This window comes from Ensifer sp. (assembly GCF_035999185.1).
Classification (GTDB): domain Bacteria; phylum Pseudomonadota; class Alphaproteobacteria; order Rhizobiales; family Rhizobiaceae; genus Ensifer.
Genome location: NZ_DASYHB010000205.1, coordinates 114,080 through 127,937 on the forward strand (window position 1 = coordinate 114,080; position 13,858 = coordinate 127,937).

Here is a 13,858-nt window from a genome sequence, read left to right on the forward strand (position 1 = left end):
AAATAGCGTCGTGGTCACCCCTGCAATAGCGACGAAGTCTGTCGATTTCATTGTTGGATTTTCAAAGTATATTCTGGGGATGATCTAATTAAATCATAAGAGTATGGAATTTATGACTCTTGTTGCTTTTTAAGCGCTCTGAAACGAATGTATAAAGCTATTTTTGTCCGTTGTACATTGCGGCTCCATTGGCGGTGCGCTTTCAATGATTAATCCGTTTGGGTTAGGTATATATCCTTGGTAATACTATTCAGTTCTAAGTTAATTAGTTAATTTTGCGTGAATAAAACAAAGAGATAATTTACACCCGGTATTCGGCGTGCCACAGTTTTGGGGAAATTCGCTTATCCTATTGCCAGTACGAATACATAGATCAGTACATAAGTGAAATAAATTTCAGGTAACTTAGTATGAATTCATAGGTATCCGAAGTTTATTCCGAACAAATCAATCGGGACAGAGATTGTCTCAGTGCATCGTTCGTCCGTCCGGTCTCGGCGCGGCGGCCGGACGACGTTCTATTGATCGAAGGGTGTCGCATGCATCGCAACGAGGTCGCTGCCCAGCCCACTCAAGCCGTTGCCCCAGCTCAGCCATTGCCGGCGAGATATTGGGCTCGGTTCGTCAACATCCTCACCTGGTTTGCGGCCGTCGGACGCGCCCTTTCGCGCCTGGCGGCACGGACGGCGGTATCGTCGGTCAAACAGGTTCGCCGCTCGCGCAGGCTCTATGTCATGGATATCGCTTCGGCGTCACTGGCGCTCGTGGCAGCCTTTTTCCTGCGCTATGGCTTCGACGCCATGTCCTCAAGGCCCGAGCTCATCTGGGCCTTGGCGACGACCGGTCCCCAATACATCCTCGCATGCGCGCTCGCCTTCCCTGTTGCGGGATTGTACGGGCGGGACTGGCGCTACTGCTCGGTGTCGGACCTGCGTTCGATCCTGCAAGCCGTGGTGATCAGTTCGGCGGCGCTCGTGTTGATGTCGTTCTTCGCGAACCGTCTCCAGGACATGCCCCGAAGCGTCGTGCCGCTCGAAGCGTTGCTCCTCACCGCGTTCCTTTCCGCATCGCGCCTGAGTTTCCGGCTGGACGAACTGGCGTTGCGGCCGACACGGCGGCAACCGATTGCAGAAGACAACGGCGACCTGATCCCGACCCTGCTCGTGGGCAGCGGTCACGCGGCGGATCTCTATCTAAGGGCACTTCGCCGCGATCCGCACTGCAATCACAAACCGGTCGGCTGCCTGGAGGCGACGCCCGAGCATACGGACATGACGCTCCGCGGGATCCCAATTCTTGGCGCCCTTGCCGATTTTGACCGCGTGGTCCGTGAACTTTCTGAGAGTGGGCAGGCGCCGCGTCATCTGGTCTTCACCGAAGCGCTTTCGACCTTTGGAGAAGGCGCCGAGGACGTGATGCGGCGTGCGGAAGCGCGTGGCATGACCGTATCGCGCTTGACCCAGATCACGGAACTCAAGAGTGCCAAGCAGGAAAGCCGCTTCGAGCTTCGTTCGATCGAATTGACCGACCTTCTTGAGCGCCCGCAGGCCGCACTCGATAACGAAGCCATTCTTCGCCTGGTGCGCGGTCGGCGTGTTTTGATTACCGGTGCGGGCGGTTCGATCGGCAGCGAACTCACGTTGCAGGTGGCTGCGCGTGAGCCGGCGGAACTCATCCTGGTCGAGAACTGTGAATACAATCTCTATGCGATCGATATGGAGCTTGGCGAGCGCTATCCGGGCGTCAAGCGGACGGCCAATCTGTGCAACGTGCGCCGGGCCAATCGCGTCAACGACGTCTTTGCGAGATACCGGCCCGAACTCGTCTTCCACGCCGCAGCCCTGAAGCATGTGCCGATGGTGGAGCTCAATCCGTGCGAAGGCGTGCTGACCAATGTCATCGGCACCATGAACGTCGCAAACGCTGCCCGTCGCTTCAAGGTGCAGGCGATGGTGCAGGTGTCGACCGACAAGGTGGTCAACCCCACCAGCGTGATGGGCGGTACCAAGCGGCTGGCTGAACTCTATTGCCAGGCGTTGGACCTGCACTGCCTCAAGAAGGGCTCGGGCCCGAGGTTCATGACCGTCCGGTTCGGCAACGTGCTCGGTTCCAGTGGCTCCCTCATTCCGCTGTTCAAGCGGCAGATCGCCAAGGGTGGTCCGCTGACGGTCACCGATCCGCGGATGACGCGTTTCTTCATGACCATTCGCGAAGCAGTCGAATTGACGCTGCAAGCTTCGGCCTATGGGTTGGAAGGCGATATCGGCAAGGGCGAGATTTTCGTTCTGGACATGAATGAACCGATCAAGATCATCGATATAGCCAAGCGCATGATCCGGCTTGCAGGCCTGACACCGGGCAAGGATATCGATATTGAGATCATTGGCTTACGGCCTGGTGAAAAGCTCTATGAAGAGCTGTTCGACAGCAACGAGCAGCGCATCACGTCGCCTATCCCCGGTGTGCTCGGTGCAATCCCGAATGCCGTGCCTCTTTCGACGCTGAAGGAGATGTTTGCTCGCCTGAAGCTCTTTGCTGAGCTTGGCGACCAGGCGATGGTCTTTGCCATTATGAACAGCCTCATCCCGGGCTTTGACAAGCATTCAACGGAAGGCACGACGGCTCCGTTCGACGGTGAAGACACGGCCCTTGATGCCGAGGGCGCCCATCTCTCCGAGGACGTGCTGCAAGCTGCACTGTCAAGTCTGAGACGGGGACCACCGTCGACACCGATGCCGATGTGAGCATTTCCGGTCTTGCAAACGCTTGTATGGAGCAGTGGATGTTGATCGATGCGAGCGACTATCCTGCGACCAGGCCACCTGCGCAGTCGTGGAGCGTGGGGGCGGCACGGGGCGCAACGGATATTTCCGGTACCGCTCCGAAGCAGCGCATTGCCGTGCTCTCCAGCTACAGTCGCTCCCTCACCAATTTTCGCCTGGAGCTTCTGCGACGCCTGGTCGAAGCCGGGCATTCGGTGGTGGCCTTCGGTCCCGAAGAGGACGAGGAGGTTGTCAGTCAGCTTGCAGCCATCGGGGTCGAGTTCGCATGCACGCCTATGGCGCGAGCGGGGCTAAACCCGTTCACCGATCTCGCAACGCTGTGGTCCTATTGGCGGCTGCTTCGGGCGCGCAAGATCGATGTCGTAATTCCGTATACGATGAAGCCGATTGTCTACGGCGGCATCGCGGCGCGCCTGGCGGGCGTCAAAAGGCGGTACTTTCTCGTCACAGGGCTTGGACACGTCTATTCCGAAGCTGCGAGCAAGCGGTGGCTCGGCCGCCGTGTCAAACAGATCAGCATTCTGCTGTATCGACAGGCGCTCAAGGGTGCGGCCGGGGTCTTTGCCTACAATCGCGCGGATTCGGAAGACATCGCCAGTTGTGGGCTGATTTCCGATCTGAAGGATCTGACGTTGGTGCCGGGCTCGGGGGTTGATCTCGACCATTATGCCTTTTCGCGCCCCCCGACCGGGCGGCCGGTCTTCCTGCTCATCGCCCGGTTGCTGAAGGACAAGGGGATTATCGAATACGCCGAGGCCGCGCGCCTGGTGCGCGAGCAATATCCGGAGGCGGAGTTCCGCGTTCTGGGGCAATTCGATCCCAGCCCGGCTGCGATTTCGTCCGAAGCTCTGGCAAGCTGGGTTACGGACGGGAGCTTGACCTATCTCGGGGAAACGACCGACGTTCGCCCTCATCTTGCCGCCTGCAGCGTGTTCGTCTTGCCTTCCTACTACCGTGAGGGCATTCCGCGCAGCATTCTGGAGGCGATGTCGACGGGACGGGCAATCGTCACCACGGATCTGCCGGGCTGCGACGAGACGGTCGTGGACGGCACCAACGGTTATCTCGTCGAGCCGCGCAATGCCAGGCAGCTGGCCGACGTATTGTGCCGCTTCCTCAAGGCGCCCTCTCTTGTCACGGAAATGGGGCTCAGGTCTCGCGACCTGGCGCAGTCAAAATTCGATGTGCATGCAGTCAACAAGCTTCTTCTCGACCGCATGGCATTGATCTGAGGGCTCGATCCTGACGTTCCGACAATCGTAATGGCGCGCGAGCTAGTGAAGAGCTGCGGCATGCGATGGTCTCCGTCCGTCCCGCCTGCGAACATCTTGTTAGGAAACGAACAAATCGCAATATTAAACGTATATATCACTTGTTGTTGTTGAAGTGATCATAGCTATGCATAATTCCTTCGAAGAATATTTGGGGCGATTGTCTTACGATGGCGGGCAGCGTCGTTCATATCATCAACGACCTCAATGGAAACGGTGGCGCCGAGCGCTTGGTTGTGGAGATGGCTCAGCGGCAAACCCGCTTTTCGGCAACCGTAATCGTCTGGAAGGGTGCCAACAACGAACTGCTCGATGACGCAGCATTTTCCGCGGTGACCATAATAGCGGTGAAGCTGTCGAGCCCGAGGTCCATCCGTGCAGCATGGAACGCCATGCGGGCGGCGGATCTGGTTCACGTCCACCTTTTTCCATCGCTCTATTTCTGCGCGCTCCTGCCATTCCGTAAGATCTACACCGAGCACAACACGTGGAACCGCCGCAGGGCGAGGCGGTGGTTGCGCGGTATCGAACGGTGGATCTACGGCCGCTATGATTGCATCGCGGCGATCAGCGAACCAGTCCGCGAGTATTTGTCGGAGTGGCTGACGCCGACGGCGGCGAAAATCCATATCATCGAAAATGGCGTTTGCCTGGAGCGCTTTGCATCGGCGCGAAACCGTGGCCCAAGGGCGGATGGTCGGTTCTATATCGGTATGGTCGGAAGCTTCACCGACAAGAAGGACCAGGAGACGATCGTACGCGTGTTGCCCCGTCTGCCAGAGAATGTTCACGCGGTTTTTGCCGGCGTTGGCAGCCGCCGCCCCGTCGTTGAGGAACTGGCCAGGGCCTTGGGCGTTTGCGATCGGGTCCATTTTTCCGGCTTGGTCCGCGATATCCCGGGTTTCCTCGACCGCCTCGATCTCTACGTTCAATCCTCCCACTGGGAAGGTTTCGGAGTGGCCGTGGTCGAAGCGATGGCTGCGAGCCTGCCTATTCTGGTCAGTGACGTTGGCGGGCTTGCAGTCGTTGTCGACAATGACGACTATCGATTTCCGGCCAAGAACGAAACGCACTTGGCCGACCGCATTCGCGAGCTTGCGCAAAACGAGGAAAAGTACGACGACGCAGTGGCCTATGCCCGACGCCGGGCGCAATGCTTCTCAATCGACCGCACCGTCGCGGCCTACGAGGATCTCTATGATCTGATCAAGCTGGAGCCGCGGGCGCAGATCGCCGCCGGTACGGGTGCTGGTGCCCGGCGGTGCCGCAGTCCCTCGCGCACGTTATAGGGCCGTCGAGGCGTGTCGCTCGATAAGGCCATTCGGCGAAAATTGATCGAAAGGAACTTGGATTCTCCAAAGGAGTTGATATCATTATCCAATTGTTTTCGAATATAATGAAATTATCTGTTGTTGTTTTCACGTTTTGGAAGCCGATGACGGCCATTATCACCACAAGATCGTAGTAACAGCGCTGAGCCTTGCCTCCGCGAGGAGGGCATATATGAGGCATCGGCAGCACGCGTGGGTGCTAGGGCCAGCAGACGCAATTGCTAAGGTATCTGACGATGGTGATGAGTGCCCGGCAATATTATTCGGGAACTGGCGGCGCGGCAGACTACACCCGCGAGTCCGAGTTTTTTGCAAAGCTGAAGATGCGCAACGGCACCTTCAAGCTGACGCAACCTTCCCGCTTTCGCGAGCTCGAAACCGCCTTCAGGCCGGTGCTTGCGGAGCGGGCGGCTCAGTTGCGCGATGTGCTTGATGTCGGCGTTTCCACCGGGGTAACCACGGTCGAGTTGCTCCGTTACCTGGAAGCCTGCGGTTCGACGCCGAAGATCACGGCCACCGATCTTTTCATTGACGCCCACATCGTCGAAGTGGCGACTGGCGTTCGGGTTCTTGCAGACCCCGAGGGCTGGCCGCTGCAATACGATGTTGCCGGTCTAGCGATCCGGCCCTGGATACGTCGGCTGGACTATGTGTCGCTTGCCTTCATCCCTCGCCAACTTGCCAAAGCCATGCTGCAGCCGCGCTTGCGCGCACTGATCCGCAGCGGCAAGAGCGAGCCGGTGCAGATGATTACCCGCGCCTTGTCGCGCGGCGATTCCATCGAGTTCGTGGAAGATGACATCATGAAGCGGTCTCCAGGTCTTGCCGGCCGCTTCGATCTCGTCAGGGCCGCAAACATTCTCAACAAGAGCTACTTTTCCGCGGATCAGATTCGTCTGGCCGTGGCCAACATCCGCGCCTATCTCAAGGGTCGCGGTAGCCTGCTGATCGTCACAAGGACCAATGAAAAGGGCGAAAATAGCGGCACCCTCTTTGAAGTCATGGCGGATGGTTCGTTCGCCGCGCTGATGCGTGTCGGTGGCGGATCGGAGGTCGAGGATCTGATCCTTGGGCTTCAGGAGCCTTGACGGCTCACTGCCTGCCGCGGCGTCATCCTTCTTTGCAACCCTGTTGTTTTCCTTTTTACAAGTACGCGTATTGCGCGCAACGGTAAACTGCGCCGCGGGAGCCTTGACGGCAGAACTGCCGCAAGGGAGGATTGCAATCGAGACGGAAGCGAGATCCGTGTCGCGGACACGATTGGTCTTTCCGATTTCGGCTGCGAACGGCTCGCTGGCTCCGACGCCCACCACAACTAACGATCCAGACGCTCCCATCACGATGAGGCGTCGTGAGGGAAAATGTCTTGAAAAGGGTTTTGGTTACCGGTGGAGCCGGGTTCATCGGTGCGCACCTGACGCGCAGATTGTTGCAAATTGGATATGCCGTCACTGTTCTCGATGACTTGAGTTCGGGCAGGCACGAGAATGTCCCGGTGGATGCTCGCTTCGTCGAAGGTTCAATCCTGGATAGTGTGGCTATTCGCGAAGTGCTCAGCGATGCCGACGCCTGCATCCATCTGGCGGCCGTCTCTTCGGTCGAGAAATGCAAGCGGCAGTTGACGTCGTCGCACGCCATTAACCTGACCGGCTTCCTGCGGATCATCGAGGAACTTGCGTCCTCGCGTAGCGCCTTGCCGCTCGTCTACGCATCCTCGGCCGCGGTTTATGGGGCGAGCCAGGATCTGCCTCTTTTGGAAGGCGGCCATTGCACGCCTTTGTCGCCCTACGGTGCAGACAAGCTTTCGTGCGAACTTCATGCACGCGCGGCCTACGAGGTCTACGGAATGTCATCCTTGGGGCTGCGCTTTTTCAACGTTTACGGACCAGGCCAGGATCCCGCTTCACCATACGCGGGTGTGATCGCAAAATTTGTCGAACGCCTGAAGCGTGGTGAAGACATCACGATCCATGGGGATGGTTGCCAGACCCGCGATTTTGTCTACATCGACGATGTTGTCGGGGCGTTGGTTCAGGCGATCGGCCGCTGGCAGGCCGGGGCTGGCATCCTCAACGTTTGCCGCGGCGAAGAAACGTCGATCAACGATCTCGCAAAGACCATGATCGAAGAGACTGGCGCACAATCCACCATCCGTCGCGTCGACGGCCTACTTGGCGAAGTCCGACGTTCGAAAGGGAACGTGCAGGCGTTGAACGAGAAACTCGATTATCAGTGCCGAACGGACCTTCGCACCGGACTGGCGCACCTGTTGCGGTAGGTAGTCGCGACCAGGGAGGCGACGGATCAAAGCCGGCTGGTGCGAAGTTCGGTGCACCGGTGGGCTTCCAAGGGTGGCGCCGCCTGGCGATCAGCGGCCCTCGTGGTTTCGGTGCGCTTGGTGCCGGGCCGGCTCCGGTTTCGTTCAAGAGGAGGCCGGCGCGCTTTTCGCGCCAGCCAGTTCGCTGCCAGCTCAGCCACGGCTTTGTCTTCTGTGGGAGCTAGGGCGCGCCTTGAATTTAAACGCCTGCTTTGAGCTTGCCGCTGATGTAGCGGAACTCCTGCGTCTTGCCGCCATAGCCGTAGGCGGCAGCCGAAACCTCGTGAACGAGCACGTAGCTTTCTGGGTGCAATCTGCCAAGCAACTCATCGAAGCGGCCGAATATGGCTTCAAGGTAGGTGGACATTTCCTGCTTGGTGTTGGTTCCGTCGACGACCTTGATGTCCAGCCAGAAGCTGTTGGCGTTCTGCTCGGCAAGCGAGGTTCCGCCTGCAAACCAGTGTTCCGGGTCCGCGTAGCTGACGACGATTGCCGTGACCTTCGGGTCCTTGCGCAGGTGGGTAGCCGTCAATTCGCTGACCGCGGCGGCGATACGGGAAGAGAGTGCTGGGTCGGCCTTGCCGCTGACGGTGATGTTGATGATGGGCATTGGGCGCTCCTTAGGGCTTTCCGTGTTGTTGTGTGAGCTCAATCTGCCACTTCAATTAGTTATATAAAATCGAATTGTTTTGAATTTATAATTCGATTATCATGAAGTTATGCAAGCGTTTGACCCTGAACTTCTGCGCACTTTTCTCGCCTTCGCCGAAAGCGGCTCGTTGGCGAACGCAGCCTCCTACGTCGGGCGAACGCCATCGGCGGTGACTGTCCAGATGCAGCGCCTGGAAACGATGATCGGCGAGCCGCTTCTGGCTCCCTCCGGCCGGGGGCGCATTCTGACGCCAGCCGGAGAGGAGCTGGTGGTCCATGCTCGTCGTATCCTCGACGTAAATCGGGATGCTTGGCTAAGCCTGAAGGGCGCAAGCGCCGATGGTCGCCTTTCGCTTGGCTGCACCCAGGATTTCGCCGATAGCAACCTTCCCGAACTTTTGCGCCATTTCGGCCGTACTCATCCACGGGTGCGCCTGGATCTGAGGGTGGGGCGCTCCCGCGAACTGACGGCGGCTTATGATCAAGGGGCGATCGAGGTGTTGATCGTCATGAGGGAAGCTGCGGCGTCCGACGAGATGGCCGTGTTGCGTGAGCCGATGGTCTGGCTATCCGCCTCGGACGATCCGGCAGTGTTTGACGGCGAGCTGCCACTTGCCGTTCTTGATCCGCCCTGCGGCTTTCGTTCGGCCGCAACGGTTGCGCTTGAGGAGGCCGGCCGCCCGTTTCGCATCGCCGCGACCAGCCCGAGCCTATCCGGCTTGCGCGCCGCGGTCCGAAGCGGCATTGCAGTTACGGTGCGCACAGCGCGGTTCTTGGGAGAGGGCGTGACGCTCGCGCCCAAGGCACTCGCTCTTCCGGCGTTGCCGAACGCAGAGTTCAGCCTGCGTCTCAAGCCAAAGCCCGGCAAGGCGGCATCGAGCCTTGCCTTGCTTCTGGCCGACGGCTTGTCCGGTCGGGGCGAGAGGACCTGAGCAGCCTCAGTCCGCCAACGGCTACATCTGCACGGTCATGCCACCATCGACGGTTATCGTCGTGCCGTTAACGAAGCTTGCCGCAGGCGAGGCGAGGAACACAGCCGCCGGCGCGATCTCTTCCGGGCGCCCCCAGCGCTTCAACGGGATACGCACATCGACGAATGCCTGTAGCCCCGGATCGGCGGCGAGTGCGGCATTCGTTTCCGTTGCAAACCAGCCAGGCGCGATCGCATTGACAGTCAGTGTGTCGGAGCCGAGTTCGACCGCAAGCGAGCGGGTTAGCGCGTCAAGGCCGCCCTTCGCCGCGGTATAGGCGGGGTCGCCGGAGCGCGCGGCGGACGCGGCGATAGAGGTTACGAAGATCAGCCTGCCGGCGGAAGAGCGCCGCAGATAGGGGAGTGCCGCGCGAGCCATCGCATAGGCTGCGGTCAGGTCCTTGTTGAGGACCTCCGCGAAAGACGCGGGATCCATGGCGTCCGTACCGCGCCGATCGCGTTCGCCGACAGCGTGAAGCAGGATGTCGAGCTGGCCCGTCCCTTTGACAGCGGCGGCGACAATCTCTTCAGCGTCGGTTGAGACGTCTCCTTCGGCGATGTTGAGCGCGATACCATCGCCGGCAACCAAAACGCGGACTGCCTCGAGGGCCTCCCTATTGCGGCCGTTGATCACGACAGTGCCACCGGCCTTGGCAAGGGCCTTGGCCATTTCGAGGCCGAGTCCACGCCCGCCGCCTGTGACCAATGCCGTTTTCCCCGTCAGGTCGAACATGTCGGTCTCCGATGTCTTTACCGTTTCCAGGTCGAGGCTCATCCAATCTTGATAAAGGAGCAATAGCGGCTTCACCCGACTTCGCCAATGGCGGATGCGCCGGTGCCCGATCACCATGTTGCCGCTACCGTTAAGTGCTTGTACCGCACGGTCCGGTTGATTAATCAGGTGGCCGCAATCGCGCCCGACGTCGTGCGCGCAAGAAGAGAGGTAACAGGATGGCAGGTTCCAAAGCCGTGAGCCGGTGGGCTGATACCGGTGTGAAATGGGACGAACAGCTCGTCTCTCCTCTTTCTTCTGGCGGCGAGAATACCTGCCGCAACAGGATTGCATACTCATGTTTCAACTTGAGCAAGAGGGCTACTCGGCCGCTCACTCTCTCTTAAGGGACCTGTCGCAGGTCCATGTGGCTGTGTCGGCGGTGCTCGACGGCACGATCGCCGGCGACGTATGGATCGACCATTTCGAGGAACCGCGTGTCGCGCTTCTGTCAAATGGCGATGCCTACTATCTCGCGGGTTCGCCGGACCAGGCTGCCGGCAGTTTTGCGGCGTTGAACAACCTGATCCCGCAATGGGCCTATCTCTTCGTCGAGGACCGCTGGGCGGATCGTCTTCGGGACGTCTGGTCCAATCCCTTCGCCCTGCCGCATCCGCGCGTGAGGCTGGGGTTGCGGAGACCTCATCTGATCGGCGCGTCCGATGCGTTACCGGATGGATTTCGCCTGGCGCCGATCGATCACGCGTTGCTCGCCCTTAATCCGGGCAACCTCGACACGCTGACCGATCTCATGGACGGTTGGAGCTCACCTGAACTCTTCCTGGAAAAAGCAGTCGGCTTTTGCGTGCTTCACGAAGGATGCATCGTCAGCCATTGCGCCACTGACAGCGTCAGCGGCCAACGATGCGAACTCGGTGTCGGCACCGAACCCGCCTATCGCCGCCGAGGCTTGGCCAGGATTGCGGCAGCCGCGACGGTTGCGGAGTGCGTCAGGCGCGGCGTTTCTAAGATCGAATGGCATACGCATGCTTCGAACAAGGGGTCCATCGCGATTGCTAGGGCATGCGGTCTGACGGAACTGGACCGGCACATTGCCTACAGCGGAAACCTGCCCGCGGAAAATGTCGGCGACCTCGATCTCGCGACCTGCCGCGATTGGGGCCTGCACCTGGAGAAGGCCAGCGAACATATCGGCTGGTACCGGTTTCATGCGGCGGGCGCATGGACGCTTGCAGGTGAACGCTCACGGGCGCTCACCAACCTCAGCCAGCTCGTCGAGGGCGGCTGGGAAGGCGAGGCCGAATGGCTCGAAGGCTACTGGGCCGTACAGTCGCTCGTCGACGACCCCAAATTCCAAGCGATCGTAGCGCGGCAGCGCGCCGCCGGCGGCGATTAAGAGATACCGGCCGCGCCCGTTTGGGCGCGGCCGCTTTCCAGTGGGCGGCGCCGGTGGCCGAAGGCGCGTCACTTCATCGTGTAGACGTCGATGGTGAAGTACTTGTCGTTGATTTTCTTGTAGGTCCCATCGGCGCGGATTTCGTCGAGCGCCTTGTTCAGCCTTTCGCGGAAATCATTATCCTCCTGGCGCACGGCAATGCCGACGCCGTCGCCGACGAATTTCTTGTCGGTGATCGGCTCGCCGACTAGTTCGCAGCAACCTTTGCCATCGGCGTTCTTCGTCACCCAGTCGAGCAGCGGCAGCATATCGCCCACCTGAAGGTCAAGGCGGCCGTTGACCATGTCGAGATTGGCCTCGTCCTGGGTTGGATAGAGCTTGATCTCTGCGTCGGGGTAGGTGGCGGCGATATAGTCGGCCTGGGTCGTGCCGGATTGCGCGCCGATCACCTTGCCCTTGAGCGCCTCGTTGGTGAACTCTTTGATGCCAGAGCCCTTGGGGGCGGCATGCGTCATCGCGGCGAGGTAGTATGGGTTGGTGAAGGCTACCTGCTTCTTGCGCTCTTCGGTGATGAACATGGAGGCGATGATCAGGTCATACTTCTTGGCAAGCAGACCGGGAATGATGCCGTCCCAGTCCTGGGCTACGACCTCGCACTCGACCTTCATGCGCTCGCAAAGCGCAAGGCCGATGTCGATGTCAAAGCCACCGATCTTGCCGGCCGGATCGATAAAATTGAATGGCGGGTAGGCACCCTCAGTGCCGATCTTGATCTTCTCTGCGGCGTTTGCCGAGGCGGTTGCCGCCAAGGCGGCGAGCATGGCTGCTGCAATCTGTTTTCTCATTCGCATTCCCCTTGTTGTGCATCATTCTTGATGCTTCCGGGGAAGATTAAGTCGCACCCGCCTATAAGCGAAATAGATAGACGCGATAATCAGTATTGCTTCGATTGATTGTCGGCACTTCGCGAACTGTCACTTGTAGCGCCCGTGGCGCTGCAGAACTTCGATCTTGTAACCGTCAGGATCGACCAGGAAGAAGAAGCGGGCCAACAGCGCGCCGTCGCGGTTAAACGCGACGATCTTGCCCGGATTCAGCCCGGCTTCGCCCAGTCGTTGGTGCTCGGCGTCGAGGTCGTCGACCGAAAGCGCCAGATGGCCATAGCCGTCGCCGAGTGCGTAGGCTTCGGTGCGATCCTTGTTGACGGTGAGTTCGAGCTCGAAATCGCTTTCGCGATTGCTGAGGTAGAGCAACGTGAACGTATCGAATTCAAGGCGCTCGGCGACGTCAAGCTGCAGGGCCACGCGATAGAACTCGACGGACCTCTTTTCGTCGAGAACCCGGATCATCGAATGGATAGCCTTGGCCACCTGCGCCTCCTTGTAGCGTGCAACGTCGGCGGAGGTAGCAGAGAGTGCCCGGCGATGGAACCCTGCTTGAAAAGGCGGTCGTCGGTCAGCCCTTCGCCGACCGTCTTTTCAACTGCTGTTCGCGGAAGAAGATGAAGAGGCCCGATGCAACGATCAGGGCCGCGCCAATGATAACTGTCGGGCGGGGCGTGTCGCCAAAGAAGAACCATCCGAAGACCACCGCCCAGAAAAGCAAGGTGTACTGCAGGGGCACGACGGTGGCAGCATCGGCGAGCTTGAGGGACCGGTTGACCAGGATGTGGGCCAGCATCGCGACAACACCGAGCATGCCGAGTTTGAGGAGCGCCTGGCCATCAACCGGTGCCCAGCCTGCGGGGTTCGCCGCCACGCCGACGAGCGAGAAGATCAGCGCGCCGATGATCTGCCAGAAAACAAGGGTCGTGTCCGGCGTCGATCGGAGCGTGCGCCCGAGCATCAGCGCGAACGCGAAGGCGGTGCTGCCGGCAAGCGCGATCAGCGCCGGCAGGCCAAGGCTTTCCTTCGATGGTTCCAGCGCAATCAGCACGCCGGCAAACCCGATAAGGATTGCCGTCCAACGCCGCCAACCGACCTTTTCGCCAAGCAGGAACGGTGAAGCTGCGGCAACATAGATCGGCGCTGCCAGCCAATAGGTCATCGTATCGGCAAGCGGCATGTAGGCGACCGCGAAATAAAATGCCGAAGCGTCAATGGCAAAGAGCAGCGAACGAAGGGCCTGGAGGCCCGGGCGCTCGACCTGAAACATCGAGCGCAAACCGCGCTTCAGAATGAACGGCGACAGGAAAAGGAGTGCCGCAACGCTACGGATCACCATCAGCTGGCTGACGGAATAGGTCGCCACCAGCCATTTGCCCATGACGTCGTTTAGCGAGAACATCAGCATGCCCAAGAGCATGATGAGGACGCCGGTTCGGGCGGCGTTCGGAGCGGTTACGGACGTGGAGATCACGGTCATGTGCGGGACTTTCAGCGATTTACGCAGCCCATGCCATATTCC

General features: G+C 59.6%; 12 protein-coding genes. 7 read left to right on the top strand and 5 right to left on the bottom strand.

The window, feature by feature from the left end; genetic code table 11:
* Positions 1–539 precede the first annotated feature (539 nt).
* The 5 genes from VGO04_RS28105 (at position 540) to VGO04_RS28125 (ending at position 7,663) form a co-directional block, all read left to right on the top strand.
* On the top strand, positions 540–2,744 hold the full coding sequence (locus VGO04_RS28105; protein WP_414650612.1) for a polysaccharide biosynthesis protein: 2,205 nt from the start codon (positions 540–542) through the stop codon (positions 2,742–2,744).
* Positions 2,745–2,782: 38 nt separating this feature from the next.
* A complete protein-coding gene (locus tag VGO04_RS28110) occupies positions 2,783–4,015 on the top strand; it encodes a glycosyltransferase family 4 protein (RefSeq protein WP_327499261.1) in 1,233 nt (410 codons plus the stop codon).
* A gap of 209 nt (positions 4,016–4,224) precedes the next feature.
* Complete coding sequence (locus tag VGO04_RS28115) at positions 4,225–5,343, top strand: glycosyltransferase (RefSeq protein WP_327499262.1); 1,119 nt, start codon at positions 4,225–4,227, stop codon at positions 5,341–5,343.
* A gap of 278 nt (positions 5,344–5,621) precedes the next feature.
* Complete coding sequence (locus VGO04_RS28120; protein WP_327499263.1) at positions 5,622–6,473, top strand: ATP-binding protein; 852 nt, start codon at positions 5,622–5,624, stop codon at positions 6,471–6,473.
* Positions 6,474–6,751: 278 nt separating this feature from the next.
* Positions 6,752–7,663 (top strand): NAD-dependent epimerase/dehydratase family protein, encoded by a 912-nt coding sequence (locus VGO04_RS28125; RefSeq protein WP_327499264.1) that lies wholly within the window; start codon positions 6,752–6,754, stop codon positions 7,661–7,663.
* A 238-nt stretch (positions 7,664–7,901) separates the two neighbouring features.
* Here VGO04_RS28125 and VGO04_RS28130 read toward each other — a convergent pair whose 3' ends face one another.
* The gene (locus VGO04_RS28130; protein WP_327499265.1) at positions 7,902–8,312 is read right to left on the bottom strand and encodes a 4-oxalocrotonate tautomerase family protein; all 411 of its coding nucleotides are present in this window, start codon (positions 8,310–8,312) and stop codon (positions 7,902–7,904) included.
* 109 nt (positions 8,313–8,421) lie between these two features.
* Between VGO04_RS28130 and VGO04_RS28135 the strand changes: the two genes are divergently transcribed.
* Positions 8,422–9,285: a LysR substrate-binding domain-containing protein gene (locus VGO04_RS28135; protein ID WP_327499266.1), complete on the top strand. Its 864-nt coding sequence runs from the start codon at positions 8,422–8,424 to the stop codon at positions 9,283–9,285.
* 21 nt (positions 9,286–9,306) lie between these two features.
* On the opposite strand, the gene VGO04_RS28140 is transcribed toward VGO04_RS28135, so the two are convergent.
* Positions 9,307–10,056, bottom strand: a complete 750-nt coding sequence (locus tag VGO04_RS28140) for an SDR family oxidoreductase (protein ID WP_327499464.1) — start codon at positions 10,054–10,056, stop codon at positions 9,307–9,309.
* Positions 10,057–10,393: 337 nt separating this feature from the next.
* On the opposite strand from VGO04_RS28140, the gene VGO04_RS28145 reads away from it, so the two are divergent.
* A complete protein-coding gene (locus VGO04_RS28145) occupies positions 10,394–11,452 on the top strand; it encodes a GNAT family N-acetyltransferase (protein ID WP_327499267.1) in 1,059 nt (352 codons plus the stop codon).
* A 68-nt stretch (positions 11,453–11,520) separates the two neighbouring features.
* Here VGO04_RS28145 and VGO04_RS28150 read toward each other — a convergent pair whose 3' ends face one another.
* The 3 genes from VGO04_RS28150 to VGO04_RS28160 all read right to left on the bottom strand — a co-directional run bounded on the left by VGO04_RS28150 (position 11,521) and on the right by VGO04_RS28160 (position 13,816).
* Positions 11,521–12,297 (bottom strand): ABC transporter substrate-binding protein, encoded by a 777-nt coding sequence (locus VGO04_RS28150; protein WP_327499268.1) that lies wholly within the window; start codon positions 12,295–12,297, stop codon positions 11,521–11,523.
* 129 nt (positions 12,298–12,426) lie between these two features.
* Positions 12,427–12,822: a VOC family protein gene (locus VGO04_RS28155; protein ID WP_327499269.1), complete on the bottom strand. Its 396-nt coding sequence runs from the start codon at positions 12,820–12,822 to the stop codon at positions 12,427–12,429.
* A gap of 85 nt (positions 12,823–12,907) precedes the next feature.
* Positions 12,908–13,816, bottom strand: a complete 909-nt coding sequence (locus VGO04_RS28160) for a DMT family transporter (protein ID WP_327499270.1) — start codon at positions 13,814–13,816, stop codon at positions 12,908–12,910.
* Between the last annotated feature and the right edge of the window lie 42 nt (positions 13,817–13,858).

Bases quoted from the DNA above. Each gene is read 5' to 3' on its own strand.
- VGO04_RS28160 (WP_327499270.1), bottom strand. From the start codon at position 13,816: ATGACCGTGATCTCCACGTCCGTAACCGCTCCGAACGCCGCCCGAACC.
- VGO04_RS28105 (WP_414650612.1), top strand. From the start codon at position 540: ATGCATCGCAACGAGGTCGCTGCCCAGCCCACTCAAGCCGTTGCCCCA.
- VGO04_RS28140 (WP_327499464.1), bottom strand. From the start codon at position 10,056: ATGTTCGACCTGACGGGGAAAACGGCATTGGTCACAGGCGGCGGGCGT.
- VGO04_RS28115 (WP_327499262.1), top strand. From the start codon at position 4,225: ATGGCGGGCAGCGTCGTTCATATCATCAACGACCTCAATGGAAACGGT.
- VGO04_RS28110 (WP_327499261.1), top strand. From the start codon at position 2,783: ATGTTGATCGATGCGAGCGACTATCCTGCGACCAGGCCACCTGCGCAG.
- VGO04_RS28135 (WP_327499266.1), top strand. From the start codon at position 8,422: ATGCAAGCGTTTGACCCTGAACTTCTGCGCACTTTTCTCGCCTTCGCC.
- VGO04_RS28120 (WP_327499263.1), top strand. From the start codon at position 5,622: ATGGTGATGAGTGCCCGGCAATATTATTCGGGAACTGGCGGCGCGGCA.
- VGO04_RS28145 (WP_327499267.1), top strand. From the start codon at position 10,394: ATGTTTCAACTTGAGCAAGAGGGCTACTCGGCCGCTCACTCTCTCTTA.
- VGO04_RS28150 (WP_327499268.1), bottom strand. From the start codon at position 12,297: ATGAGAAAACAGATTGCAGCAGCCATGCTCGCCGCCTTGGCGGCAACC.
- VGO04_RS28130 (WP_327499265.1), bottom strand. From the start codon at position 8,312: ATGCCCATCATCAACATCACCGTCAGCGGCAAGGCCGACCCAGCACTC.